General features: G+C 67.4%; 23 protein-coding genes. 18 read left to right on the top strand and 5 right to left on the bottom strand.

Annotated elements, in window-relative coordinates:
• The first annotated feature begins 228 nt into the window (after positions 1-228).
• The 6 genes from PEM_RS15865 to PEM_RS15840 all read left to right on the top strand — a co-directional run bounded on the left by PEM_RS15865 (position 229) and on the right by PEM_RS15840 (position 5,417).
• Positions 229-1,194: a hypothetical protein gene (locus PEM_RS15865; RefSeq protein ID WP_053498307.1), complete on the top strand. Its 966-nt coding sequence runs from the start codon at positions 229-231 to the stop codon at positions 1,192-1,194.
• On the top strand, positions 1,187-1,735 hold the full coding sequence (locus PEM_RS15860) for an ATP/GTP-binding protein (protein ID WP_111128664.1): 549 nt from the start codon (positions 1,187-1,189) through the stop codon (positions 1,733-1,735). Before PEM_RS15865 ends, PEM_RS15860 begins: the two co-directional genes overlap by 8 nt.
• Entirely contained in the window at positions 1,728-2,144 is a 417-nt protein-coding gene (locus tag PEM_RS15855; protein ID WP_005419762.1) for a roadblock/LC7 domain-containing protein, read from the top strand. Before PEM_RS15860 ends, PEM_RS15855 begins: the two co-directional genes overlap by 8 nt.
• 53 nt (positions 2,145-2,197) lie before the next feature.
• Positions 2,198-2,557, top strand: coding sequence for a hypothetical protein (locus PEM_RS15850; RefSeq protein ID WP_005419760.1), 360 nt, complete (start codon positions 2,198-2,200; stop codon positions 2,555-2,557).
• A gap of 146 nt (positions 2,558-2,703) precedes the next feature.
• A complete protein-coding gene (aceK, locus tag PEM_RS15845) occupies positions 2,704-4,434 on the top strand; it encodes a bifunctional isocitrate dehydrogenase kinase/phosphatase (protein WP_111128663.1) in 1,731 nt (576 codons plus the stop codon).
• 80 nt (positions 4,435-4,514) lie between these two features.
• Positions 4,515-5,417: a TonB-dependent receptor gene (locus tag PEM_RS15840; RefSeq protein ID WP_065196831.1), complete on the top strand. Its 903-nt coding sequence runs from the start codon at positions 4,515-4,517 to the stop codon at positions 5,415-5,417.
• Between the two features lie 39 nt (positions 5,418-5,456).
• On the opposite strand, the gene PEM_RS15835 is transcribed toward PEM_RS15840, so the two are convergent.
• The 3 genes from PEM_RS15835 to trxA form a co-directional block, all read right to left on the bottom strand.
• Positions 5,457-7,031: a sensor domain-containing diguanylate cyclase gene (locus PEM_RS15835; protein ID WP_005419756.1), complete on the bottom strand. Its 1,575-nt coding sequence runs from the start codon at positions 7,029-7,031 to the stop codon at positions 5,457-5,459.
• Positions 7,032-7,240: 209 nt separating this feature from the next.
• Positions 7,241-9,001, bottom strand: coding sequence for a transcription termination factor Rho (gene rho, locus PEM_RS15830; RefSeq protein ID WP_119706124.1), 1,761 nt, complete (start codon positions 8,999-9,001; stop codon positions 7,241-7,243).
• Between the two features lie 228 nt (positions 9,002-9,229).
• Positions 9,230-9,559, bottom strand: a complete 330-nt coding sequence (trxA, locus tag PEM_RS15825; protein ID WP_005411275.1) for a thioredoxin — start codon at positions 9,557-9,559, stop codon at positions 9,230-9,232.
• 509 nt (positions 9,560-10,068) lie between these two features.
• Between trxA and rhlB the strand changes: the two genes are divergently transcribed.
• The 6 genes from rhlB (at position 10,069) to rpoH (ending at position 16,260) form a co-directional block, all read left to right on the top strand.
• Positions 10,069-11,793 carry an ATP-dependent RNA helicase RhlB gene (rhlB, locus tag PEM_RS15815; protein ID WP_065178837.1) on the top strand — a complete coding sequence of 575 codons (1,725 nt, stop codon included), beginning with the start codon at positions 10,069-10,071 and terminating at the stop codon, positions 11,791-11,793.
• Positions 11,794-11,908: 115 nt separating this feature from the next.
• Positions 11,909-12,595: a cell division ATP-binding protein FtsE gene (gene ftsE / locus PEM_RS15810; protein ID WP_005419728.1), complete on the top strand. Its 687-nt coding sequence runs from the start codon at positions 11,909-11,911 to the stop codon at positions 12,593-12,595.
• A gap of 3 nt (positions 12,596-12,598) precedes the next feature.
• Positions 12,599-13,546, top strand: coding sequence for a permease-like cell division protein FtsX (gene ftsX, locus PEM_RS15805; RefSeq protein WP_111128660.1), 948 nt, complete (start codon positions 12,599-12,601; stop codon positions 13,544-13,546).
• Positions 13,547-13,553: 7 nt separating this feature from the next.
• Complete coding sequence (locus PEM_RS15800; RefSeq protein WP_005411271.1) at positions 13,554-14,396, top strand: response regulator; 843 nt, start codon at positions 13,554-13,556, stop codon at positions 14,394-14,396.
• A complete protein-coding gene (ung, locus tag PEM_RS15795) occupies positions 14,393-15,106 on the top strand; it encodes a uracil-DNA glycosylase (protein ID WP_005419723.1) in 714 nt (237 codons plus the stop codon). Before PEM_RS15800 ends, ung begins: the two co-directional genes overlap by 4 nt.
• 278 nt (positions 15,107-15,384) lie before the next feature.
• Entirely contained in the window at positions 15,385-16,260 is an 876-nt protein-coding gene (gene rpoH / locus PEM_RS15790; protein WP_005411269.1) for an RNA polymerase sigma factor RpoH, read from the top strand.
• 135 nt (positions 16,261-16,395) lie between these two features.
• On the opposite strand, the gene purD is transcribed toward rpoH, so the two are convergent.
• On the bottom strand, positions 16,396-17,679 hold the full coding sequence (gene purD, locus PEM_RS15785) for a phosphoribosylamine--glycine ligase (protein ID WP_111128658.1): 1,284 nt from the start codon (positions 17,677-17,679) through the stop codon (positions 16,396-16,398).
• Between the two features lie 61 nt (positions 17,680-17,740).
• Positions 17,741-19,324 (bottom strand): bifunctional phosphoribosylaminoimidazolecarboxamide formyltransferase/IMP cyclohydrolase, encoded by a 1,584-nt coding sequence (purH, locus tag PEM_RS15780; protein WP_111128656.1) that lies wholly within the window; start codon positions 19,322-19,324, stop codon positions 17,741-17,743.
• Positions 19,325-19,532: 208 nt separating this feature from the next.
• Here purH and PEM_RS15775 point away from each other — a divergent pair, with 208 nt between their 5' ends.
• Genes PEM_RS15775 through PEM_RS15750 form a run of 6 tightly spaced genes read left to right on the top strand, consistent with a single transcriptional unit; the run spans position 19,533 to position 25,333 of the window.
• A complete protein-coding gene (locus PEM_RS15775) occupies positions 19,533-20,150 on the top strand; it encodes a CDP-alcohol phosphatidyltransferase family protein (protein WP_065178833.1) in 618 nt (205 codons plus the stop codon).
• 34 nt (positions 20,151-20,184) lie between these two features.
• The gene (locus tag PEM_RS15770; RefSeq protein WP_111128654.1) at positions 20,185-21,936 is read left to right on the top strand and encodes a bifunctional alpha/beta hydrolase/class I SAM-dependent methyltransferase; all 1,752 of its coding nucleotides are present in this window, start codon (positions 20,185-20,187) and stop codon (positions 21,934-21,936) included.
• Entirely contained in the window at positions 21,936-23,264 is a 1,329-nt protein-coding gene (locus tag PEM_RS15765; protein WP_111128647.1) for a phosphatase PAP2/dual specificity phosphatase family protein, read from the top strand. Before PEM_RS15770 ends, PEM_RS15765 begins: the two co-directional genes overlap by 1 nt.
• Positions 23,261-23,698: a hypothetical protein gene (locus PEM_RS15760; protein WP_111128645.1), complete on the top strand. Its 438-nt coding sequence runs from the start codon at positions 23,261-23,263 to the stop codon at positions 23,696-23,698. The genes PEM_RS15765 and PEM_RS15760 overlap by 4 nt, the downstream gene beginning before the upstream one ends.
• 13 nt (positions 23,699-23,711) lie before the next feature.
• Positions 23,712-24,341 (top strand): lysophospholipid acyltransferase family protein, encoded by a 630-nt coding sequence (locus PEM_RS15755; RefSeq protein ID WP_072167292.1) that lies wholly within the window; start codon positions 23,712-23,714, stop codon positions 24,339-24,341.
• Positions 24,338-25,333: a phosphatidate cytidylyltransferase gene (locus tag PEM_RS15750; RefSeq protein WP_005419709.1), complete on the top strand. Its 996-nt coding sequence runs from the start codon at positions 24,338-24,340 to the stop codon at positions 25,331-25,333. Before PEM_RS15755 ends, PEM_RS15750 begins: the two co-directional genes overlap by 4 nt.
• The last annotated feature ends 39 nt before the right edge of the window (positions 25,334-25,372 follow it).

The following is a 25,372-nucleotide window of genomic DNA, read 5'->3' as shown; positions in this document are numbered from 1 at the left end:
GCCACGCAAAAGTGATCTGACCCCAGGCGATTAAACCGTGACTTCCGTCGGCTGTCGGAATGCCGTCAACGGGGCATGAAACTTGCCCGCGATAGCCGTCGCAGAACCGATCGGACACCGCCTGCAACCGCTCCCGATCTGAGCAGTTGATCACGACGGCTGCCGCTGGCGATGCCCTAGCCTTGGCGACGCGAGACCACCGGGGAGGTGGTCGCTCGGGGAACACAGATGGCACGCGTGCTGGTAGTGGGAACCGACATCCAGGGCGAGCAGGCCCTGCTGCAACGGCTGCGCCTGGCGTCGGCACTGCCGGACGGCCAGGTCCGCCGCAGCCAGGACCTGGACGACTGCGACCTGCTGGTCATCCGCGATACCCCGGCACTGCGCAACGCGGCCCAGCGCATGCGCCAGCAACGACCGCGCCTGCAATGCTGGATAGAGGACAACGGCGGCCAACTGCGCGACGGCGACGGACAGCAGGATGTGCTCGACGACGGTGCCATCGGCCGCGCGCTGCGTCGCATGCAGTTGGCACCGGAGCCCCTGGCCATGCCCGCACCCGCACTGATACGTCTGGCCGATGGCGCACACGCCATCACCCGCCTGCTGCGCGAGCGGTTGCCGCTGCGCCATGGCCAGGCACTGTTGAGTGATGCGGGCGAACCTTTGCTGTTGATGGATCTGGAGCACGACCAGGCCGTGCTGTTGCAGGAACCCGCGAGCGCGCTGGTGGAGCGCCTGGCCGATGCTTTCGAACGCCTGCAGCTGGATGCACTGACGCCAGCGCGCCTGCAGGCGCTGGCTGGTGAGCGACCACGCCAGCCGCTGCGGCCGCTGTTGTGGCAATGGGCGCAACGCAGCCGCCACTGGCAGGCATTGGACGAACGCCTGCGCGGCGCTTCGGTGAAGCTGCTGCGCTGGCCGGATTTCCGCGTACTGGGGCACGACCACGATGGTTTCCGCCTGTGCTCGTTGCTGCTCAAGCGCGCCTGTACGGTTGAAGAATGCGCGATGCTGCTTGAGCTGCCGGCGGCGGCCGTTCGCGATTTCATCCACGCGGCCTACCTGTGTGGCTACGCGCAGCTGCAGGCCGCCCCCGCGGCGGCGATGATGGCGACCGGTGGCACCCGCACCGACAACGGATTGCTTGCCCGCCTGTGGCGGCATCTGCGCGGGAGTGAGCGCAATGCGTGAGCACAAGGTGGTGGTGCTGGGCGGCATGGGCAGCGGAAAGTCGACGCTGGTGCGCAGCATTGCTGCGGGCGCAGTGATCGATACTGATGTGGCCAACAGTGATCGTTTCGGGGCCGACAAGGCCTCCACCACCGTCGCGCTGGACTATGCGGACATCGGCCTGCCCAACGGAGAACGCCTGCGTCTGTACGGAACGCCCGGCCAGCAGCGTTTCGATTTCCTGTGGCCGATCCTGCTACAGGGTGCACGGGGCGCGGTGCTGTTGCTGGATGCACGTCGCGCCGGCATTGCCAGCGAGCTGCAGGACTACCTGCAGGTGCTGCAGCCGTTCGCATCATCCCTGGCACTGGTCGTGGCCGTCACCCACCTGGACCAGGCCCCACAGGCGGCGCTGGATGACTGGGCCACGCACGCCTGCCTCGACGACCAGCCGCTGCCGTTGCTGGCCGTCGATGCCCGTGACCGCGAACAGGGACTGCTGCTGATGGATGTACTGATGAGCGAAATGGAAGCGCACGCATTGGTGGCCGCGTATGGGTGACGGGCAGATGGCGGTACTGCCCGATGCGGGCCAGCGTGAGCGCCTGCAGCCGCTGCTGCAGGACCTGCAGCAGCGGGTGGAAGGCGTCCGCACGGTGGTGCTGGCCAGCGTCGATGGTTTTGCCCTGGTCAGCGCCGGTGCCGAAGGGCGCGGCGAACGGCTGGCGGCGATGACCAGCGCGATGCTGGCGTTGGCCGCAGCGGTGGGGCGCGAACTGGTGCTGGGCGATCTGCAGACGCTGATGCTGGAAGCGATGGGCGGGAAGGTGCTGATGCTGGCAATCCAGGCCGAAGGGCGTGCGCCGCTGCTGCTGATGGCGGCCTGCGACCAGCGCAGCGTGATCGGGCAGGTGCTGTGGCAGAGCAGGGAATGTGGCCAGGCGATCCTGGCCGAACTCGGCGGATCGTGAGCCCGGCCGCAGGGGAACGAGGGGCTCGAACCAACATCGACAAGGGGTGCGACGTGGCTGGATTGAATGAATCGTTGAACGCACTGATGGGCATCGACGGCGCGCAGGCAGTGGCGCTGGTCGACTACGAAAGCGGCATGCTGCTGGGCGAAGCCGGTGCCGGCATGGACATGGAGGTGGCCGCTGCCGGCAACACCGAAGTGATCCGGGCCAAGATGAAGACCGCCGCCTCGTTGAACCTCAATGACAGCATCGAGGATATCCTGATCTCACTGGGCAAGGCGTACCACATCATGCGACCGGTCGCGAAGAAGAAGGGACTGTTCTTCTACATCGTGCTGGACCGGACCAAGTCCAACCTTGCACTGGCCCGACGCAAGGTGCAGGACGTGGAGGCCGAACTGGCGATCTGAGCCGGTAGTGCCGGCCGCTGGCCGGCGTCTGCATCGATCCATCGACGGTCCAGGTGCTGCCGGCCAGCGGCCGGCACTACCTTCGCACTCGACGCCATTGCACACGCCAGCGTATGGTGAAGCCGGTCCTCCCGGCTGAGTCCTGCATGTCCGAGCCTGATATCGATGCCGAGCTGGCGTCGCGCATCGCTGGCGCCATCCACGCTGGCTTCGAGCAGTACCACGCCCGCTTTGCGGCGATCACCGCTCGTGCGCGGCAGCGTTTCGAGCAGCGCGACTGGGCGGCTGCGCGCCAGGATGCAGTCGAGCGCATCGCGCTGTACGACCTGTGCATAGCCGAACAGATGGATGCACTGCGGCGCCTTGCCGGCGAAGCAATCGGGGAGCGCGCATTGTGGCTGCAGGTGCATGCACGCTACAGCGCATTGCTGCGGGGGCTGATCGATGCCGAACTGTACAAGACCTTCTACAACACGCTGTCGCGGCGCCTGTTTTCCACCCGTGGCGTGGACCCGGCGCTGGAGTTCATCGCCTTTGACGTCGAGCCGTCCGATGCGATCACCCATCCGGTTGCGCGGCATACCTACGCGGTTTCACCCACGCGGCCGGTGGAGGCCCTGCAGCGCGTGTTGGCCGATTACCGCTTCGACATTCCGTATGCGCACCAGCTGCGCTGCGCGGCGGCCATCGCCGTGCGCCTGCAGGACGATCTGGCCCACTGGGGCGATACGCCGGTGCGCAGCATCGAGCTGCTCGACACCGTGTTCTATCGCGAGCGCCGCGCCTATCTGGTGGGCCGCGTGTTCGGCGAGCACCGCTTCTCACCCTGCGTGATCGCACTGGTCAACGATGAGCGTGGACTGCGTGCCGACGCGGTGCTGACCCGGCGCCGCGACGTCGCCCATCTGTTCGGCGTGTCTCGCAGTTATTTCCAGGCCGACCTTGCCACGGTGGGCGATGCGGTGGTGTTCCTGCGCAGCCTGCTGCCGGGCAAGCCCATCGATGAGATCTACACCGTGCTGGGCCGTGCCAAGCAAGGCAAGACCGAGCGCTACCGCACCTTCTTCCGCCACTTCAACGAACATCCGCAGGAGCGGCTGGTGCCCGCCGAAGGCACGCCGGGCATGGTCATGGCGGTGTTCACCCTGCCCAGCTATCCGCTGGTGTTCAAGCTGATCCGCGACCGCTTCACCTGGCCCAAGGCGATGTCGCGGCGGCAGGTGGAAGAGAAGTACGCGCTGGTGTTCAACCTCGACCGTGTCGGCCGCCTGCTCGATGCGCAGCCGTATCGCCACCTGCGCTTCCCGCGCGATCGCTTCGCACCGGCCTTGCTGGAGGAGTTGCTGCAGCAATGCGCGCAGACCGTGCGGGTCGATGGCAACCATGTGGAAGTCGCACTGTGCTACGTGCAGCGCCGTTTCCGGCCATTGAACCTGTACCTGCGCGAGCAGGGTGGCGAGGCGGTGCGCGCAGCGGTACTCGACTATGCGCAGGCGATCACCGACATGGCGCGCAACAACATCTTCCCCGGCGACATGCTGCCGAAGAACTTCGGCGTATCGCGGCATGGCCGGGCCGTGTTCTACGACTACGACGAGCTGTGCCTGGTCAGCGACTGCGTGTTCCGCGCATGGCCGCAGCCGCGTACGCCGGAGGAAGCCATGGCCGATGAACCCTGGTTCCATGTCGGTCCACGCGACGTGTTTCCCGAGCGCTTCGGCCCGTTCATGGGCCTGCCCGCCAGCGAACTGGCGGCGGTGAGGGAGCACTACCGGCACCTGTTCGATCCGGCGTGGTGGCAGGACCTGCAGGCGCGCTTCGCCGAGGGGAACTATCCGGATACGCCGCCCTACGCGGCGGCCCATCGCCTGGCCTGAACGGCGTGGCGTGAAGCACGTGCCGGTCCGGTCAGGACTGCGGTACGCTCGGTGCTCACTTCATCACCACGGATCCGGCAATGATGCGTTCCCCCCTGTTCCTTGCGCTGGCCCTGGCGTTCTCCGCAGGTGCCCCGCTGCTGCCATCCGAGGCCGTCGCCCAGAACGCGCGCGCCGTGCGCGCCACCGCCGAGATGAGCATGGCGCTGTCGGGCAGTATCGATGTGGCGGCCGACGGCTCGGTCAGCGCGCTGGTCCTGGACCAGCAGGCGATGCTCGCACCGGGTATTGCATCGTTCGTGGAGGGCACCATCCGTGGATGGCAGTTCGAGCCGACGCTGCGCGATGGCAAGCCGGTGGCGGTCCACGCACCACTGCGGGTGCGCCTGCGTGGCAAGCAGCAGGACGACGGCAGCTACCAGGTCAGCATGACCAGTGTCGACTTCAGTGAGTATGACCCGAAGGCTACCGATTCGGTGACCCGGAAGAACATGCCGCCACCGCGCTACCCCGAGGATGTCTTCCGCAGTGGCGGGCAGGGTGATGTGCTGCTGCTGGTCAAAGTGGCCCGCGACGGGACCGTGGCCGACGTCATTGCCGAACAGGTGAACATGACCGTGGTCGCGCCGGAGCGGACCCTGGCCAAGATGCGCGACCTGCTCGCCAAGGCCAGCATCAGCGGCGCGCGCAAGTGGACCTTCGTCCCGCCCACGACCGGCGAGAACAGCACGCGCGACTTCTGGACCGTACGCGTGCCGGTGAACTTCGCCCTGAACAGCGACACCGGCAGCAACGGCAATGCCCAGCCGGAGCGCTATGGCCGCTGGCGTGCCTACATCCCCGGCCCGCGCCAGGCCGCACCGTGGCGCAAGCCGGATGCCGTCGAACAGGTGGGCAGTGATCTGCTGCCTGCCGGGGGCGTGTACATGGTCGATGGCACCCAGCGCGGCCTGCGCCTGCTGACACCGTTGGCGCAGCGCTGAGCCCGGCGCGCTGAAGCGGTCGGCCAGGCCGGCCGCTTTTCAGTCCGCGTACGGGTAGACCACCACCCGGTTGCGGCCCTGTTCCTTGGCCATGTACAGGGCCTTGTCGGCCAGCCGCAGTGCCTGCTCGGCATCGACGTGGAAGCTGGGGAAGTGGGCCACGCCCAGTGACACGGTGATGGTGCCGACCGGCTCGAACGGATGATCGGCGATGTGCTGGCGCAGGCGCTCGCCGGCCTGGCGCGCAGAGTCGGTGCTGATGCCCGGCAACAGCAGCAGGAATTCCTCGCCGCCGGCACGGCAGAGGATGTCGCTGTCGCGCGAGTAGCGGCGCATCTGGTCGGCGATATGGACGATGGCCGCGTCGCCGACGTCATGGCCATGGCTGTCGTTGATCGATTTGAAGCGATCGATGTCCAGCGCCAGGATCGCGAACGGAATGCCCTGCACCTGCAGCGCATCCAGCGCCTGCTGCAGGCCGCGGCGATTGAGCAGGCCGGTCAGCGGATCGGTACGGTTGGCGCGGCTGAGCGTGCCGATGCGGTCCTGCAGCGCGTTGAAGCTGTGCAGCACGGCCTGCTTGAGCTGGGCCACCTCGAAGTACCAGGCGCGGATGCCGCTGACGTGGCTGATCGCGTTGCCGGTGTCCTCGCCACCCTGCACGTTTCGCGCCAGCTGCCACAGCGGCATCGAGATGCGACGGGCGAACCACCAGGTGACCAGCAGTGACAGCAGGCCGAGCGGGATCGCATTCCAGATCACCGCGGTCATCAACCGTGACAATGGCTGCAGCGTGGCCTCGGTCGGCCGCTGGGCGATGATGCCCCAGCCGGTGGCCGGCACCGGTGCATAGCCGGCCAGCATCGACACGCCCAGGTTGTTGCGGACCTGCTGCGCACCGCGTTCACCGCGCACGACTGCCTTCACCGCCGGGTTGCCGACCACGTAGTCGCCGACCCGCTTGCCATCGGCGTGGTACAGCAGGCGGCCATTGCGGTCCACCACGTACAGGTACGAGCCGTCGCGGTAGTAGTGCTTGCCCAGCAGCGTGTGCAGCGCACTGCGCTGGCGCAGGTAGAGGGTGCCGCTGACGTAGCCGCGATAGCGGCCCTGGCGATCGAAGATCGGGTGCGACAGCGAGACCAGCAGCTTGCCGGTGGTCGACTGGTAGGGATCGCTGATCATCGGCTGGCGCGCGGCCAGTGCGGCGTTGTTGCCGGCACTGTGAAGGATCTCGCCCTGCAGCTGCAGGGTCTGCGGCGATGTGGCGATCACCAGGCCGTCGGCGTCGACCACCAGCGAGGAGTTGAAGCTGTTGGTCTGCAGCTGCAGTCGGCTGGCTTCATCCTGGGCCTGTGCCGGATCGAGATCATTCTGGCCGAGCCGGGTGGCGGCGTAGGCCAGCTCCTGCTGCGCGGCCAGCAGGAAATTCTGGGTGGTCTCGGCCAGCTTGGTGGCATAGACGCGGTTGGCCTCCAGCGTGTTGCCGACCAACTGGTCGCGCTGCACGCGGTAACTGGCCAGCAGGGTATTGGCCAGGGCGATGATGGCGCTGAGCAGGGCCAGGGCGAGGATCAGCTTGCCCAGATTGAGGCGGGGGGACAGCGTTCGCATGCGTCGACGGATCCGGCAGGAGGCTGGACCCGACCGGTTCTCCGGAAGGGGCGACAGCGGGAATCGGTGGCCACGCCCTTGGGGCCGGGCAGGGTATGGGGCGAATTATCGCCAAAAGTCAGCGGCGGCAAAGTGAAACAGGTCGCCCTGCAGGCGAAAAAAAACCTGCCGCAGCGGGCGGCAGGTTCTCTTCAATGCAATGGCGTGGATCAGCGCTTCATCGAACCGAAGAACTCGTCGTTGGACTTGGTGTTCTTCATCTTGTCCAGCAGGAATTCCATCGCGGCCATTTCGTCCATCGGATGCAGCAGCTTGCGCAGGATCCAGATCTTCTGCAGCAGTTCCGGTTCGATCAGCAGGTCTTCGCGGCGGGTACCGGAACGGTTGATGTCGATGGCCGGGAACACGCGCTTTTCAGCGATACGACGGCTCAGGTGCACTTCGCTGTTGCCGGTGCCCTTGAACTCTTCGTAGATCACCTCGTCCATCTTCGAGCCGGTGTCGACCAGCGCGGTGGCGATGATGGTCAGGCTGCCGCCTTCTTCCACGTTGCGCGCGGCACCGAAGAAGCGCTTCGGGCGGTGCAGGGCGTTGGCGTCCACACCACCGGTCAGCACCTTGCCCGAGCTCGGCACCACGTTGTTGTAGGCGCGGGCCAGGCGGGTGATCGAGTCGAGCAGGATCACCACATCCTTCTTGTGCTCGACCAGGCGCTTGGCGCGCTCGATGACCATTTCGGCCACCTGCACGTGGCGCGCGGCCGGCTCGTCGAAGGTCGAGCTGATGACCTCGCCGCGCACGGTGCGCTGCATTTCGGTCACTTCTTCCGGGCGCTCGTCGATCAGCAGCACGATCAGGTGCACGTCCGGATGGTTGGTGGTGATGGCGGTGGCGACCTGCTGCATCATCATCGTCTTGCCGGCCTTCGGCTGCGACACGATGAGCGAGCGCTGGCCCTTGCCCTGCGGCGCCATCAGATCGAGGATGCGGCCGGTGATGTCTTCCGACGAACCGTTGCCACGCTCAAGGGTGAAGCGGCGGCGCGGGAACAGTGCGGTCAGGTTCTCGAACAGCACCTTGTTCTTCGACGCTTCGATCGGCTCGCCGTTGATGGTGTCGACGATGTTCAGCGCGAAGTAGCGCTCGCCGTCCTTCGGGAAGCGGATGCGGCCGGAGATGTGGTCGCCGGTGCGCAGGTTGAAGCGGCGGATCTGGCTGGGCGAGATGTAGGTGTCGTCCGGGCCGGCCAGATAGCTGGCTTCGGCAGCGCGCAGGAAACCGAAGCCATCCGGCAGGATTTCCAGCACACCATCGGCGGCGACGCCGTCACCGTGGCGGGTCAGCACCTTCAGCAGGGCGAAGATCACGTCCTGCTTGCGGGCACGGGCCACGCCTTCGGAGATCTGCAGCTGCTCGGCGATTTCCAGCAGCTTCTGTGCCGGCATGCGCTTGAGGTCGCTCAGCGAGTAGACCGGGAAGCCCTCGGGCACGTTGGCGTGCGGGCGCGGCACGAACGGCTGCTGTTCGCCGCCGTCATTGGACATGCCGTCGTCGCGGAAGCGATTGTTGCGGTCACGGTCACGGTCACGGTCGCGGCGGTTGCGGAAGCGGTCGCGTCGGTTGCCCTGACCTTGCCCCTGGCCCTGCTGGCCGTTCTGGTTGTACGGGTTCTGGCCCTGGTTCTGGCCACCCCCCTGGTGATTCTGCTGCCGCGGCTGGCCGGATTCGCGGCCCTCGCTACCCTCGCCACCGCCACTGCTGGCAGGGGCCTCGGCGGCGGGCGCGCTCGGCGCAGGTGCTGCGGCCGGCGCCGGTGCTTCGGGCGCGGCGGCCAGCGGCAGGGTCGGCTGCGCCGGAGCGGCGCTGGTTTCTGCGGCTGCCGGGGCGGCGGCCTTGCTCACGCGGGGCTTGCGCACGCGCTTTTCGGCGGGCGCATCAGCGCTGCCGGTTTCGGAAGTGTTATCGGACAAGAGCGTTATTCCTCGCTTGACGGTGCGAGCGCCCGGCTGGGGCGGCGAACGTTGGGAATGGGTCTGGAAGAAACTGCGTCCAGAGGGTGCGGCACGCGAACGCGGCCGGATATGCCGACACTATCATCGGCCTGCGGCGCCATGCAAGGGTCGCCGGGAACAGCATTCATCATGGGCGTGGTGCGCCCGCCGGCAGCCGCGCTCGGCGGCTGCCGGAGACCGGCAGGATCAGGCCAGGGCCTTGTCCAGCAGGCCGGCCAGCTGGGCCTTGCCCACTGCACCGATCTGCTCGCCGACCTTTTCGCCATCCTTGAACACGACCAGGTACGGAATCGAACGCACGTGGTACTTCGCGGCCAGCGCACGGTTGTGGTCAACGTTGACCTTGGCGATCTTGGCGCGGCCCTGGTAGGCATCGGCCAGCTCGTCCAGCGCCGGGGCGATCATCTTGCAGGGGCCACACCACTCGGCCCAGAAATCGACCAGCACCGGTTCCTTGGAATTCAGCACTGCGCTATCAAAGTCGGCGTCGCCGACATGTACAACCTTGTCGCTCATCTTGGTTTCTCGTCTTGGATTGCACCCGGCCATGCCGGAGGTGGGTGAACTGGGCCTTGCCCGGTGGCGCGACCCTCGTCGTTGCCTCGCGGCGCACTGCCGCGGTGCGTTCGGCGGGATGCCTGGACGCTCACGGCCGGCAGTGTACCCCTATCGCGGGGCAGGGACAGGCGCCGTCTGGAACCCAGCGTATCGTGATCGCTTCGATGCCCGGTATGTGTCGGATTTCACTGTCCTCCTGTACATGGGGCTGGCAGTGCGCGACACCAGCGCCCCAGACCGGGCCGTTCAAGTCCAGTGTGGCTGGGTGAAGGTGGCGTCTCCGGGTGCCGTGAGACACCGCATTCCGGTTTGCCTGCCCGAGTGCGTTAAACTGGGACATTGTGCGGCGCACGGACCGAGGGGTCCCGGCCTGCCAACCCGCCGCAGGGGCCGCAGTTTGCGACGGTTCCCCTAGACGCTGAAGTGCCAGCCGCCCCAAGGGCCGGCGGCCATACCAAGACGGACTCATGAGCGACAAACCGCTGACCGATTTGACCTTTTCCTCCTTCGAGCTGCATCCGGCCCTGCAGGCCGGCCTTGAAGGAGCCGGATTCACCCGCTGCACCCCGATCCAGGCGCTGACCCTGCCGGTCGCGCTGCCCGGTGGTGATGTTGCCGGCCAGGCCCAGACCGGTACCGGCAAGACCCTGGCCTTCCTGGTCGCTGTCGTGAACCGCCTGCTGACCCGTCCGGCGCTGGCCGACCGCAAGCCGGAAGACCCCCGCGCCCTGATCCTCGCCCCGACCCGCGAACTGGCCATCCAGATCCACAAGGATGCGGTGAAGTTCGGTTCCGACCTGGGCCTGCGTTTCGCGCTGGTCTACGGTGGCGTGGATTACGACAAGCAGCGCGAGCTGCTGCAGCAGGGTGTGGACGTGATCATCGCCACCCCGGGCCGCCTGATCGACTACGTCAAGCAGCACAAGGTGGTTTCGCTGCATGCCTGCGAGATCTGCGTGCTCGACGAAGCCGACCGCATGTTCGATCTGGGCTTCATCAAGGACATCCGCTTCCTGCTGCGCCGCATGCCGGAACGCACCATCCGCCAGACCCTGCTGTTCAGCGCCACCCTCAGCCATCGCGTGCTGGAGCTGGCCTACGAGCACATGAACGAGCCGCAGAAGCTGGTGGTCGAAGCCGAGACCATCACCGCTGCCCGCGTGCGCCAGCGCATCTACTTCCCGGCCGACGACGAGAAGATCCCGCTGCTGCTGGGCCTGCTGTCGCGCAGCGAAGGCGCACGGACCATGGTGTTCGTCAACACCAAGGTGTTCGTCGAGCGCGTTGCCCGCTCGCTGGAAAAGGCCGGCTATCGCGTCGGCGTGCTGTCCGGCGACGTGCCGCAGAAGAAGCGCGAGAGCCTGCTCAACCGCTTCCAGAAGGGCCAGCTGGAAATCCTGGTGGCCACCGACGTCGCCGCGCGCGGCCTGCACATCGACGGCATCAAGTACGTCTACAACTACGACCTGCCGTTCGATGCCGAAGACTACGTGCACCGCATCGGCCGTACCGCGCGCCTGGGCGAAGAGGGTGATGCGATCAGCTTCGCCTGCGAACGCTACGCGATGGGCCTGCCGGACATCGAGGCCTACATCGAGCAGAAGATTCCCTCCGAGCCGGTCACCAAGGAACTGCTGACGCCGCTGCCGCGCCCGGAACGCCCGGCCCCGGCTGCAGGCGAGGAAGGCGAGGACAACGAAAGCGTCGGCCAGATCTTCCGTGAAGCGCGCGAAGCCCGCGCCGCCGAGGAAGAGCGTCGGGGTGGTGGCCGCAGTGGCGGTCGTTCCGGCAGTGGTGGTGGTCGTGGTGGCCGTGACGGCGAGCGCAGCGGCGAACGCCGTTCGCGCGGCCCGCGCAAGCCGCGCGTGGAAGGCGAGCAGGGCGCTGCCGCCCCGGTCGCCGGTGCTGAAGGCGCCGCCGCCACGGCCCCGCGTCCGCCGCGCCCGCCGCGCGCCGAAGGCGCACCGGAAGGTGCCGTGGATGGTGAGCACAAGCCGCGCAAGCGCCGTCGTCGTCGCCATGGCCGTCCGGTCGAGGGTGCCGAGGGCGTGCAGGCCAACGCCGGCAACGGCGCGAGCCCGGTGACCCCGGTGCAGGTGGTGGCCAAGCCGGTGCGTACCGCCGCCGATACCGGCGATTCGTTCCTGACCCGCATCGGCCGCAAGATCCGCCGGATGCTGTCGGGCAACTGATCCTGTAGCACCCGACCGTTGGTCGGGTGGCTTCATGGGCGTGCCGGCCAGCGGCCGGCACTACCGATCCCGTGACCATCTCCACGCCGTCGCGCCGGTCCTGCATAATCGGGGCATGAGTGTCCTGCGCTTCGACAATGTCAGCAAACAGTACGCCGGTGGCCACGAGGCACTGACCGATGTCAGCTTCGAGGTCGCGCCGGGCGAGATGCTGTTCGTCACCGGCCATTCCGGTGCGGGCAAAAGTACGCTGCTCAAGTTGATCCACCTCGACGAGCGGCCCAGCCGTGGCGCGGTGGTGTTCGACGAGCGCAACCTGCTGAAGGTGCGCGGCGGCGACGTGCCGCGCCACCGACGCGCGGTGGGGGCGGTCTACCAGGACCACCGCCTGCTGATGGACCGCTCGATTGCCGAGAACGTGGCGCTGCCGCTGATCCTGCGTGGTACCCGCCGTGGCGACATCAACAAGCGCGTGCGTTCAGTGCTCGAGCGCATGGGCCTGGGCCATCGTGAGAAGGCACTGCCCTCGCAGTTGTCGGCCGGCGAGCAGCAGCGCGTCGGCATCGCCCGTGCCATCGTCGGCGAGCCCAAGCTGCTGGTGGCCGATGAGCCGACCGGCAATCTCGACCCGACCCTGGCAGCGGAGATCATGGCCCTGTTCGCCGAGCTGCCCTCGCGCGGCACCAGCGTGCTGGTGGTCAGCCACGACCTGCCGCTGCTGCGCCGCATGCGCAAGCGCGTATTGATCCTCGACCACGGCCGGCTGGTGGATGACATCTCGCCGCAGGACCTGGCGGAGTAACCGATGGCGAAGAACGAAAACAGCGAAGCCGCCGCCCCGTCGCGCGTGGGCGTCTGGTTCCAGCACCACGTGCACAGCGTGGTGTTCAGCCTGGGCCGCGCCTGCCGCAAGCCGTGGGCGACCCTGCTGACCGTGATGGTCATGGCGCTGGCCCTGGCGTTGCCGCTGGGGCTGTCGATCGCGCTGGACAACCTCAAGCAGTTCGCCGGCAGCGTGCAGCAGTCGCGCGACATCAACGTGTTCCTGAAGGGCAACATCGATGGTCCCGGTGCGCTTCGCCTGGCCGGCCAGCTGCGCGACCGCGATGACGTGGCCGAAGTGAATGTGCGCACACCCGAGCAGGGCCTGCAGGAACTGCGCGATGCCGGCCTCGGTGAGGCGATCGATGCGCTCAACGACAATCCGTTGCCCTCGCTGCTGGTGATCACCCCGGGCCAGGGCAAGGACGACGCACGCCTGGCACGCGCGCTGGAAAGCCTGCCCGAGGCCGATCTGGTGCAGCACGATGCGCTGTGGCGCCAGCGCCTGGACGCCTGGCTGGCGTTCGGTGCACGTCTGGTGCAGGTGCTGTCGGTGCTGCTCGGCGTGGGCGCCGCGCTGGTGGTCGGCAACACGGTGCGCCTTGACATCCAGGCCCGTCGCGAAGAGATCGGCGTGCTGCAGCTGCTCGGCGCGAGCGATGGCTTCATCCGCCGCCCGTTCCTGTACCTGGGCGCGTGGTACGGGCTGGGCGCCGGCGCAGTAGCGCTGGCCCTGATCGCCGCCGCCGGTGCCGCCCTGCGCGTGCCGCTGGCCGAACTCTCGCGCAGCTACGGCAGCCCGTTCGTGCTGCATGGCCTGGACCTGCTGCACGGCGGCCTGGTCCTGGTCGGCACGCTGCTGCTGGGCTGGCTGGGCGCCTGGCTGGTGACCGGCCACTTCCTCCGCCAGACCCGCCCGACCGACACCTGAGACCGGCATGCAACCGCAAGCGCTGAAGCACCTTGAAGGGCCCGCGACGCGGGTGATGGTGGTCGATGGTTCGAAGCTGGTCCGCAAGCTGATCGCCGATGTCCTGCAGCGTGACCTGCCGGGCGTGGAGGTGATCGGCTGCGACAGCATCGAGGATGCGCAGCAGGCGCTGGCGCAAGGCCCGGTGGACCTGGTGACGACCTCGCTGACCCTGCGCGATGGCGACGGCCTGGCGCTGGCGCGGATGGTGCGCGAAGCCGCCGGCCAGGCCTATGTGCCGGTGATCGTTGTGTCCGGCGATGCCCAGCAGCACCTGGAGCAGCGTCGCTTCACCGAGTACGTCACCGACTATTTCGACAAGGCGCTGGGCCATGAGGCACTGGCGACCTTCATCCGTGGCTATGTGCAGCCGCAGACCATCCCCGGCGCCACCATCCTCTACATCGAGGACAGCCGCGTGGTGGCCGAGGCCACCAAGCGCATGCTTGAGCGGCAGCAGCTGAACGTACTGCACGTGGTCAGCGCCGAAGAGGCATTCACCCTGCTCACTGCCGAGTCGCTGGGCCGCAGCCGCCACCGCATCGACCTGGTGCTGACCGATGTCACCCTGAAGGGCGAACTGAGCGGGCGCGACGTGGTGCAGCGCGTGCGCGTGGACTTCGGTTACGGCAAGCGCCGCCTGCCGGTGCTGGTGATGACCGGTGACGGCAACCCGCACAACCAGACCGGGCTGCTGCAGTCCGGTGCCAATGACCTGGTGCTCAAGCCGATCGAAGAGCGGCTGCTGGTCACCAAGGTGCTGTTCCAGCTGCGCCTGGCCCGATTGAACGATGGACCCCTGATTCGATGATGGATGAAGTAGCCGACACCCCGACGATCCAGCTGGAACCGAGCTGGAAGCAGCATGTCGGCGATTACCTGCTGCAGCCGCAGATGCGCGAGCTGTCCAGCTTCCTGCGCCAGCGCAAGGCCAGTGGCGCGGCGGTGTTCCCGCCCGGCCCGCAGATCTTCGCCGCGTTCGACGCCACGCCGTTCGAGCAGGTGAAGGTGGTGATCCTCGGGCAGGACCCGTATCACGGCCGCGGCCAGGCGCATGGCCTGAGTTTCTCGGTGCCGCCGGGCGTGCCGGTGCCGCCGTCGCTGCTGAACATCTACAAGGAGATCGAGAGCGATCTCGGCATCCCGCGCCCGGACCACGGCTGCCTGATTCCGTGGGCGCAACGTGGGGTGCTGCTGCTCAATGCCGTGCTGACGGTGGAAGAGGGCAAGGCTGGTGCCCACCAGGGACGTGGCTGGGAGGGCTTCACCGATCACGTGGTGGATGTGCTCAACCGCGAACGCGAAGGCCTGGTGTTCATGCTGTGGGGCGCCTATGCGCAGCAGAAGGGCAAGGTCATCGACACCCGTCGCCATCGCGTGCTGAAGTCGCCGCACCCGTCGCCGCTGTCGGCCCATCGTGGCTTCCTCGGCTGCCGGCATTTCTCGATGGCCAACGAGTACCTGCAGCGCCGCGGCCAGGCCCCGATCGACTGGTCGCTGCCGCCGCGTTCGGCGCTCTGAGCACCGTCGGGCTGCTGGGCCTGAACACCGGGCAACGTCTCCGGGCCTGAATGGGTCTGCAGAACGGCCCGTTCAGCTCCGCTTGACTGAAATCGGCCGGTTTCTGCCAGGTAATTGCTTGAATTCCAAGGGATTGTGAATCCCGAAAAGCATGCTCGCCACTGTCATCAAATCGCGCTACGGTAGGGCTCTGTTTGGGACCAGTGTTGCATCAATAGGATGCTGGAACTTTTTCCTCCTTTAGCAGTCCAAATCCCGGACTGCTAAGATGGGTGCCTATGAGCCAGAACACCTCTACTGCCCTTGTGGCAAACAATCTCCCGATTCCCAGTGCGCTCGGTTCGCTGGACGCCTACATCGGTGCCGTGCACCAGATCCCGGTGCTGTCGGTCGATGACGAACAGGACCTGGCCCGTCGCTTCCGCGACGGCAACGATCTGGACGCCGCCCGCGAGCTGGTGCATTCGCACCTGCGCTTCGTGGTGCACGTGGCCCGCGGCTACAACGGCTACGGCCTCGCGCTGGGCGACCTGATCCAGGAAGGCAACATCGGCCTGATGAAGGCGGTCAAGCGCTTCGACCCGGACATGGGCGTGCGCCTGGTCTCCTTCGCCGTGCACTGGATCCGTGCCGAAATGCACGAGTTCATCCTGAAGAACTGGCGCATCGTGAAGGTCGCCACCACCAAGGCGCAGCGCAAGCTGTTCTTCAACCTGCGCAAGTCGAAGACGCGCCTGGGCTGGATGAACGCGGCTGAAGTCAGCGCGGTGGCCAAGGACCTGAACGTGTCCGAGCGCGAGGTCATGGAAATGGAGTCGCGCCTGTCCGGTCGCGATATCGGTTTCGATGCGCCGACCGACGAGGACAACGAGCACGCCCCGCCGTCGCCGGCTGCGTTCCTGGTTGCCGATGACGAAGACCCGTCGATGGCCTACGAGCGCGAGGACAGCGAAGACAACCAGATGCAGCTGCTGCGCGAAGGCCTGGCCGAACTGGATGCGCGTTCGCGCGACATCATCCGTCGTCGCTGGCTGGATGCCGACAGCAAGGTGACGCTGCAGGAGCTGGCCGACGAGTACGGCGTGTCGGCCGAGCGCATCCGCCAGGTCGAGGCGAACGCGCTGAAGAAGATGAAGGCGCTGTTCACCGCATAAGGCGGGATGGCGTTGAAGCCAGGAAAAGGCCCGGCATTGCCGGGCCTTTTTGTTTTTTGCGGCGTTCTCATCCACGCATGGCGTGGATCTACCCAGTGTCAGTAGAGCCACGCCATGCGTGGCTGCGGCGCGGCCTCAGCCCTCGCGTGCGATCGCGCGCCAGCCGATGTCGGTGCGGTGGAACGCGTTGGCCCAGCTCACCTTGGCGACGCCGGCATAGGCCTTCGTCTGCGCATCACGCACGCTGTCGCCCAGTGCGGCCACGCACAGCACGCGCCCGCCGGCACTGACCACCTGGCCCTGCGCATCCAATGCCGTACCGGCATGGAACACCTTGGCGCTGGCCGGCACGTCGCCGAGGCCGGAAATCACATCACCGGTGATCGGCGATTCCGGATACGGCTGGGCGGCCACCACTACGCCCAGCGACGGGCGCGGGTCCCAGTGCGCTTCCACCTGTTCCAGCCGGCCGTCGATGGCCGCTTCCACCAGCTCGACCAGGTCCGACTGCAGGCGCAGCATCACCGGCTGGGTTTCCGGATCGCCGAAGCGCACGTTGAATTCAATTACCTTCGGCGCGCCGCTGGCATCGATCATCAGGCCGGCGTAGAGGAAACCGGTGAACGGGATGCCGTCGGCGATCATGCCCTGCACGGTCGGGTTCACCACTTCGCGCATCACGCGTGCATGCACCTCCGGGGTGACCACCGGGGCCGGCGAGTACGCGCCCATGCCACCCGTGTTGGGGCCGGTGTCGCCGTCGCCGACGCGCTTGTGGTCCTGCGAGGTGGCCATCGGCAGCGCATGCACGCCGTCCACCATCGAAATGAAGCTGGCTTCCTCGCCATCGAGGAATTCCTCGATCACCACGCGGGCGCCGGCATCGCCGAACGCGTTGCCGGAGAGCATGTCACGCACTGCGTCTTCGGCTTCGGCCAACGTCATTGCGACGATCACGCCCTTGCCGGCGGCCAGGCCATCGGCCTTGACCACGATCGGTGCGCCCTTCTCGCGGATGTAGGCCAGGGCAGCGTCCACGTCGGTGTGCACGGCATAGAACGCGGTGGGGATGTTGTGGCGGGCCAGGAAGTCCTTGGCGTAGGCCTTGCTGCCTTCCAGCTGCGCGGCGGCGGCGGTCGGCCCGAAGATGCGCAGGCCGGCGGCGCGGAAGCGGTCGACCACGCCGGCCACCAGCGGTACTTCCGGGCCGACCACGGTCAACGCCACGCCTTCAGCCTGGGCCAGCGCCAGCAGGCCGTCGATATCGGTCACCTTCACCGCCACGTTGCGGCACTTGTCTTCGCTGGCGGTACCGGCGTTGCCGGGCGCCACGATCACGTCGGTGACACGGGAGGACTGGGCCAGCTTCCATGCCAGGGCGTGTTCGCGGCCGCCGGAGCCGATGACGAGGATCTTCATGGGACAGGGTTCTCGGATACGGAAAAGAAAAGCCGGGCAGGGCCCGGCTTGGTGATGCGGATCAGTGGCGGAAGTGGCGCACGCCGGTGAACACCATGGCCAGGCCATGTTCGTCGGCGGCGGCGATCACTTCGGAATCGCGCATCGAACCGCCCGGCTGGATGACCGCCTTGATGCCGGCGGCAGCGGCGGCATCGATGCCGTCGCGGAACGGGAAGAACGCATCGGAGGCCATCACCGAACCCTCGACCACCAGGTTCGCGTCGGCGGCCTTGATGCCGGCGATGCGGGCCGAGTACACGCGGCTCATCTGGCCGGCGCCGACACCGATGGTGCGGTTGTCCTTGGCATAGACGATCGCGTTGGACTTCACGAACTTGGCCACCTTCCAGGCAAACAGCAGGTCGCTGAACTGCTTGTCGGTCGGCGCCAGCTTGCTGACGACCTTCAGCTCGTCGCGGGTCATGCCGCGGTTGTCCGACGACTGCAGCAGCAGGCCCGAGCCGACGCGCTTGCTGTCGAAGTTGTTCAGGCCGTCGCCATGCGGGATGCGCAGCACGCGTACGTTGGCCTTCTTCTGCGCGTATTCCAGCGCGGCCGGCTCGTAGTCCGGGGCAATCAGCACTTCCACGAACTGGCGGTCCAGGATCACCTTGGCGGTGGCGGCGTCCAGCGGCTTGTTGAAGGCGATGATGCCGCCGAAGGCGCTGGTCGGGTCGGTGGCGTAGGCCAGCTCGTAGGCATCGCCGTTGCCGGCGCCGACGGCCACGCCGCACGGGTTGGCGTGCTTGACGATGACGCAGGCTGGCGCATCGAACTGGCGCACGCATTCCCACGCCGCATCGGCATCGGCCAGGTTGTTGTAGCTCAGCTCTTTGCCCTGCAGCTGCTGGAAGGTGGCCAGCGTGCCCGGCACCGGGTACAGGTCGCGGTAGAACGCGCCGCTCTGGTGCGGGTTCTCGCCGTAGCGCAGGTCCATCACCTTCACGAAGGTGGAGTTCATCTGCGCCGGGTATTCGGCACGGGCCGGCACGGCGGCGTCGGTGGCGGTGACCGCTGACAGGTAGTTGCTGATCGCCGCATCGTACTGGGCGACGCGGTTGAACGCGGCCACCGAGAACGCGAAGCGGGTGGCAGCCGTCAGCTGGCCGTTGTTGGCCTCCAGCGAGGCCAGCAGCTCGGGGTACTGCGACGGGTCGGTGGCCACTGCCACGCGGGCGAAGTTCTTGGCCGCCGAACGCAGCATGGCCGGGCCGCCGATGTCGATGTTCTCGACCGCGTCGGCCAGGGTGCAGTCGGCCTTGGCGGTGACCGATTCGAACGGGTACAGGTTCAGCACCAGCAGGTCGATGGCGCCGATGCCGTGCTCGGCCATCACCGCGTCATCCAGGCCGGAGCGGCCCAGCAGGCCGCCGTGCACCATCGGGTGCAGGGTCTTGACCCGGCCGTCCATCATTTCCGGGAAACCGGTGACCTCGGCCACGTCCTTCACTGCCAGGCCCGCCTCGCGGATCGCCTTGGCGGTGCCGCCGGTGGACAGCAGCTCCACGCCGCGTGCCGCCAGCGCAGTGGCCAGCTCGACCAGACCGGTCTTGTCGGAAACGGAGAGGAGGGCCCGGCGGACGGGCAACAGATCAGCAGTCATGGGACAGAATCGGCAGCGGAGCGGGGCCGATATTGTAGGCGGTGGCGGCCGGTGGCGGGCGCTGGTGGTGGCAATCAACCCGCACCGATGGCCTGTGGCCGCCTTCAGCACCGTCTGGTCGGGGGCGGTCCGCAATCAATTCCATGGGGCACGCTGCCCCAATCGGGTAGGCTGTGCGGGAACTGCCAAGGATCAGCGGGTTCGGATCGTGTCGATCTATGCATTGAAAGGACGTTTTCAGGACCTCCTGCGTCCGGCCGTACGCGGCCTGTACCGCATGGGGATCACCGCCAATGCGGTGACCGTGGCCGCTGCCGTGGTTTCGCTGCTGGTGGCCGGCGCCGTCTGGTGCTGCGCGCCGGCTCAGCCATGGCTGTACCTGCTGCTGCCGCTGTGGATGCTGCTGCGCATGGCGCTCAACGCGGTGGACGGCATGCTGGCCCGCGAATTCGGCCAGCAGTCGCGGCTGGGTGCCTATCTGAACGAATTGTGCGATGTGATCGCCGATGCGGCGCTGTACCTGAGCCTGCTCAGCGTGCCGGGCGTGCGCCCGGAGCCGCTGTGGCTGCTGGCCTGGACCGCGGCGCTGAGCGAATACGCTGGCGTGCTGGGGCTGATGGTCGGCGCCAGCCGCCGCTATGACGGCCCGATGGGCAAGAGCGACCGCGCCTTCGTGATCGGTGCGCTGGGCCTGCTGCTGGCGTTTGAGTGGGTTGGCGCGTTGACGGTCACGGGCGTGGCCGCGGCCATGGCGGTGCTGTGCGTGCTGACGATGATCAACCGGGTCCGTCGCGGACTGCGGGAAACCGCAGTTTCGCCAAATTAATCAAGCAGATAGAAAAAGACAATCAGGAGATTGCATGCGTCAGGCGCAGGAACGGGAATTCCACAGCTTCGACCAGGTACCGCTGTTCTACCGGTACTGGGCGGGCACCACCGCAGCGCCGGCCACCAAGGCCATCGTGCTGCTGCACCGCGGCCATGAACACTCCGGCCGGGTCACCCACCTGGTCGATGAGCTGGACCTGCCTGACACCGCCTTCTTCGCCTGGGATGCGCGCGGCAATGGCCGTTCGCCGGGCGCGCGTGGCGATGCACCGGGCTTTCCGGCGCTGGTGCGCGACCTGGACAGCTTCATCGCCCACATCGGCGCCGAGCATGGGATCGCGGTGGAAGACATCGTGGTGATCGCGCAGAGCGTGGGTGCCGTGGTCGCCGCCACCTGGGTGCACGACTACGCGCCACGCCTGCGCGCGCTGGTGATGGCCTCCCCGGCGTTCAAGGTGAAGCTGTACGTGCCGTTCGCACGCCCGGGCCTGGCATTGATGCAGAAGCTGCGCGGCAACTTCTTCGTCAACAGCTACGTCAAGCCGCAATGGTTGACCCACGATCCGGCGCGGGTGGAAAGCTACCGCACCGATCCACTGATCACCCGGCCAATCTCGGTGCGGGTGCTGCTGGGCCTGTACGAGGCGGCCGATCGCATCGTCGCCGATGCGCAGGCGATCAGCGTGCCGGTGCAGCTGCTGGTGTCCGGCTCGGACTTCGTCGTGCACCGTGGCCCGCAGGACCGCTTCTACGAACGCCTGTCCAGCCCGATCAAGGAGCGCGTGCATCTGCCGGGCTTCTTCCACGACACGCTGGGCGAGCGTGATCGGGCACCGGCACTGGCGCGCATCCGCAGCTTCATCCAGGCGCGTTTCGCCGAGCCGTTGCGCGAGCTGTCGCGTCGCGATGCGCACCGCCATGGGCCGACATTTGAGGAGTCTGAAATCCTGGCCTGGCCGCCCGAGCGCAACAGCCTGGCCGACCTGCGCTGGCGCGTGGTGCGCGGTGGCCTGCGCTTTGGCGGCAGACTGTCCGAAGGCATTGCACTGGGCCTGCAGACCGGTTTCGATTCGGGCAGCACGCTGGACTACATCTATCGCGACGAAGCACGTGGCAAGGGCCCGTTGGGGCGCCTGGTCGACCGCAACTACCTGGATGCGATCGGCTGGCGCGGCATCCGCATTCGCGGTCGGCACCTGCAGGAACTGCTGCGCGATGCCGCCCAACGCCTGCGCGGGCAGGGCATGCCGGTGCGCGTGCTGGACGTGGCCGCTGGCCATGGCCGTTATGTACTGGAAGCGCTGGGCCAGGGCGAACAACGCGCCGAGCGCATCGTACTGCGCGACTTCAGCGGTCTGAACGTGACCCAGGGCCAAGCGTTGATCGAGCGCCTCGGTGCGTCCGACATCGCCCGTTTCGAACAGGGCGATGCGTTCGATCCGGTGCAGCTGGCGCAGGTCGATCCGGCGCCGACGCTGGCGGTGGTATCGGGCCTGTACGAACTGTTCCCCGACAACGACGCCGTGCTGCGCTCGCTGCAGGGCATCGCCGCAACGGTGCCGATGGGTGGCTACCTGGCCTACACCGGCCAGCCCTGGCACCCGCAGCTGGAGTTCATCGCCCGCGCGCTGACCAGTCATCGTGGTGGCGCTGCTTGGGTGATGCGCCGCCGCACCCAGCAGGAAATGGATGAACTGGTGCGCCTGGCCGGGTTCGAGAAAGTGGCGCAGCGCATCGATGACTTCGGCATCTTCACTGTGTCGCTGGCACGCCGGACCGCGTGATGGCGACGCTGGCTGCAACTCCGCTTGCCACGGCGGGGCGCCCCTGGCGGCGCGCGCTGCTGTGGCTGGCCCTGCTGGGCCCGTTCTTCTTTGCCAGCTACGGCTTCGCCAACTGGATGGCCGGCCGCCACGCCGAACTGCCGGTGATGGCGTTCGGCTGGGAAACGCAGATTCCGTTCATGCCATGGACGATCGTGCCGTACTGGTCGATCGACCTGTTCTACGCGGTCTCGTTCTTCCTGTGCCGTCAGCGCCTCGAACTGGACAGGCACGCACTGCGGCTGTTCAGTGCACAGCTGATCGCAGTGAGCTGCTTCCTGCTGTGGCCGCTGCGCTTCAGCTTCGAGCGGCCGGAGATCGGCGGCGTGTTCGGCTGGCTGTTCGATGTGCTGCTGGGCTTCGACAAGCCGTTCAACCAGGCGCCATCGCTGCACATCGTGCTGCTGATCGTGCTGTGGGTGAAATTCGCGCAGTACCTGCACGGTGCCTGGCGCTGGGTGCTGCATATGTGGGCGCTGCTGATCGGCGTCTCGGTGCTGACCACGTTCCAGCACCATTTCATCGATATCCCGACCGGCCTGCTGGCCGGTTGGCTGTGCGTGTGGTTGTGGCCGGAGCAGGGCACGCCACCGCTGCGGGCCTGGCGCATCGCGCGGCATGCCAAGCGGTGGCGATTGGTTGCGCTGTACCTGCTGGCGGCCGCTGTGCTGCTGGTGCCGGTGGTCCTGCTGCGGGGTACGGCGTTGTGGCTGCTGTGGCCGGTGGTGTCGCTGCTGCTGGTGGCGCTGGCGTATGCCGGGCTGGGCACGGCGGTGTTCCAGAAGCGCGCCGATGGTCGCCTGACCATGGCGGCACGCTGGCTGCTGGCACCGTACCTGGGCGCCGCCTGGGTCAACTCGCGGCTGTGGACACGGCGTGCGCCGCAGCCGGTGCCGGTGCTGGACGGCGTGTGGCTGGGCCGGATTCCCTGCACGGTACTGCCGGCACCTTTGGTGGGCGTGGTCGATGCCTGCGCCGAGCTGTCCTGCCGCGCGCCGGGCGCGGCGTATGGCAGCGTGCCGATGCTGGATCTGGTGGTGCCCACGCCGCACCAGTTGCGCGAGGCGGCCGAGGCCATCGAACGGCTGCGGGTACAGGGGCCGCTGCTGGTGTGCTGCGCATTGGGTTACTCACGCAGTGCCGCCAGCGTGGCGACGTGGCTGCTGCGCACGGGCCGTGCCGCGGAAGTCGAGGCGGCGGTCGCCATCGTGCGTGCGGCACGCCCCGGCATCGTGCTGGGCCCGGAGCATCTCCAAGCCATCACCGCAGCGGCTGGAGGGCGCGCATGAGTGCCGTTCCCGATCTGGCGACCATGCAGTTGCTGCTGCGCCAGGGACGCTGGCCCGCGCTGCTGTCGCTGGGGCTGCTGCTGGTGGCGCTGCTGCTGCTGGGCATCGAAGCGGGGTTGGCGATGATCGCCGCCGGGCTGTTGCTGCTCAGTGTGGGCGCTGGGCTCATGCAGGCCTACCATGCATGGCGGGTCGGGCTGGACGCGAGCCTGCTGCAGCTGTTGCGCGATGAAGGCCTGGAAGGCGAAGCCGCTGCACGCCGTACCGACCAGCTGCTGCAGGACAGTGGCCTGCGCCGCACACCGGCCGATGCGCCGCTGCGCGGCTGGGACGTGCGTTGGGCCGGCATGCGCCGGCTGCTGCTGCGCCAGTACCTGCTGACGGCAGTGCAGGCCGCACTACTGGTACTGGCCGTAGTGTGGCCGCAGACGTGAACGGGAGGGGCCGATGTTCGCCGAACTGATTGCACGCGCCTGCAGTGGCGCGATCCACGTGGTGACCGGCGCCCGTGCGCTGTGGATCGGCTGTGCGCCGTCCAGCGAGCGCCGCGTGTACTACGGCAACCACGCCAGCCATGGTGACTTCGTGCTGATCTGGTCGTCGATGCCGCCCGCGCTGCGGCGACAGGTACGCCCGGTGGCCGCCGCCGAATACTGGCAGCGCGACCGCCTGCGCCGCTACCTGATCGATGCGGTATTCAACGGTGTACTGGTAGAGCGTGAGGCCGGGCATCGCCAGCAGGACCCGTTGCAGGTGCTGCGCGATGCGGTCGACGAAGAGTGCTCGCTGATCCTGTTCCCGGAAGGCACGCGCAATGTGGGCGATGAGCCGCTGCTGCCGTTCAAGAGCGGCATCTACCACCTGGCGCGGCAACGGCCGGAGCTGGAGTTCGTGCCGGTGTGGATCGACAACCTGAAGCGGGTGATGCCGAAGGGCCGGTTCCTGCCGCTGCCGCTGCTGTGCACGGCTACGTTCGGCACGCCGCTGCGGCTGCAGGCCGACGAGGACAAGGCCGCATTCCTGGCCCGCAGCCGGCAGGCGCTGCTGGACCTGGCGCCGAATGGAGGGCGCGCATGAGCTATCTGATGGACGTGTCCGGTGACCTGGCCGCGCGCAGCGTGGGCCAGCAGACCGGCCTGCTGTTTGCCGGCGTCGGCGCGGTGCTGGTGCTGGCCACGCTGGTGGCCGAGACCCTGCGCTGGCGGCAGCGTGGGCAGCCCAGTGCAGTGATCGCCAACCTGGTGTCGCGCATCCGCGCCTGGTGGGTGATGGCGATCGTGGTCGGGCTGGCGCTGTTCTTCGGTCGCGCGGGGGTGATCGTACTGTTTGCGATCATCTCGCTGTTCGCGCTGCGCGAGTTCATCACTCTGGCACCGACCCGCTCGGGCGACTACTACGCGCTGCTGGCCGCGTTCTACATCGTGCTGCCGTGGCAGTACTACCTGGTGTGGATCGACTGGTACGGCATGTACACGCTGCTGATTCCGGTCTACGCGTTCCTGTTCCTGCCGATCCTGTCCACCATCGGTGGTGACACCACGCACTACCTGGAGCGCACCGCGAAGGTGCAGTGGGGGCTGATGATCTGCGTGTTCTGCATCTCGCACGTGCCGCTGCTGCTGAACCTGCACGTGCCTGGCCATGACCCGTCGCGCAACGTGCTGCTGTTCGCCTTCCTGGTGATCGTGGTGCAGTCCTCGGACGTGCTGCAGTACATCTGGGGCAAGCTGCTGGGCAGGCACCTGGTCGCGCCGAAGCTGTCGCCGTCGAAGACGGTGGAGGGCTTCGTGGGCGGCGTGCTGAGTGCCAGTGCGCTGGGTGCGGCACTGTGGTGGATCACCCCGTTCACGCCGTTGCAGGCGTTCGGCCTGTCGCTGCTGATCAACCTGATGGGGTTCTGGGGAGGGCTGGTGATGTCGGCGATCAAGCGCGACCGTGGCATCAAGGACTGGGGCCACATGATCGAGGGCCATGGCGGCATGCTCGACCGGCTGGATTCGGTGTGCTTCGCCGCGCCGGTGTTCTTCCATGTGGTGCGGTATTACTGGAAGGCGGGCGGGGGCGGGTGATCCTTCCGGGCCTTCATCCACGCATGGCGTGGATCTACT

Source organism: Stenotrophomonas sp. Pemsol (assembly GCF_003586545.1).
Taxonomy (GTDB): Bacteria; Pseudomonadota; Gammaproteobacteria; order Xanthomonadales; family Xanthomonadaceae; genus Stenotrophomonas; species Stenotrophomonas sepilia.
The sequence above is the reverse complement of the archived record's forward strand: the minus strand, read 5'-3'. Positions and strand labels throughout refer to the sequence as shown.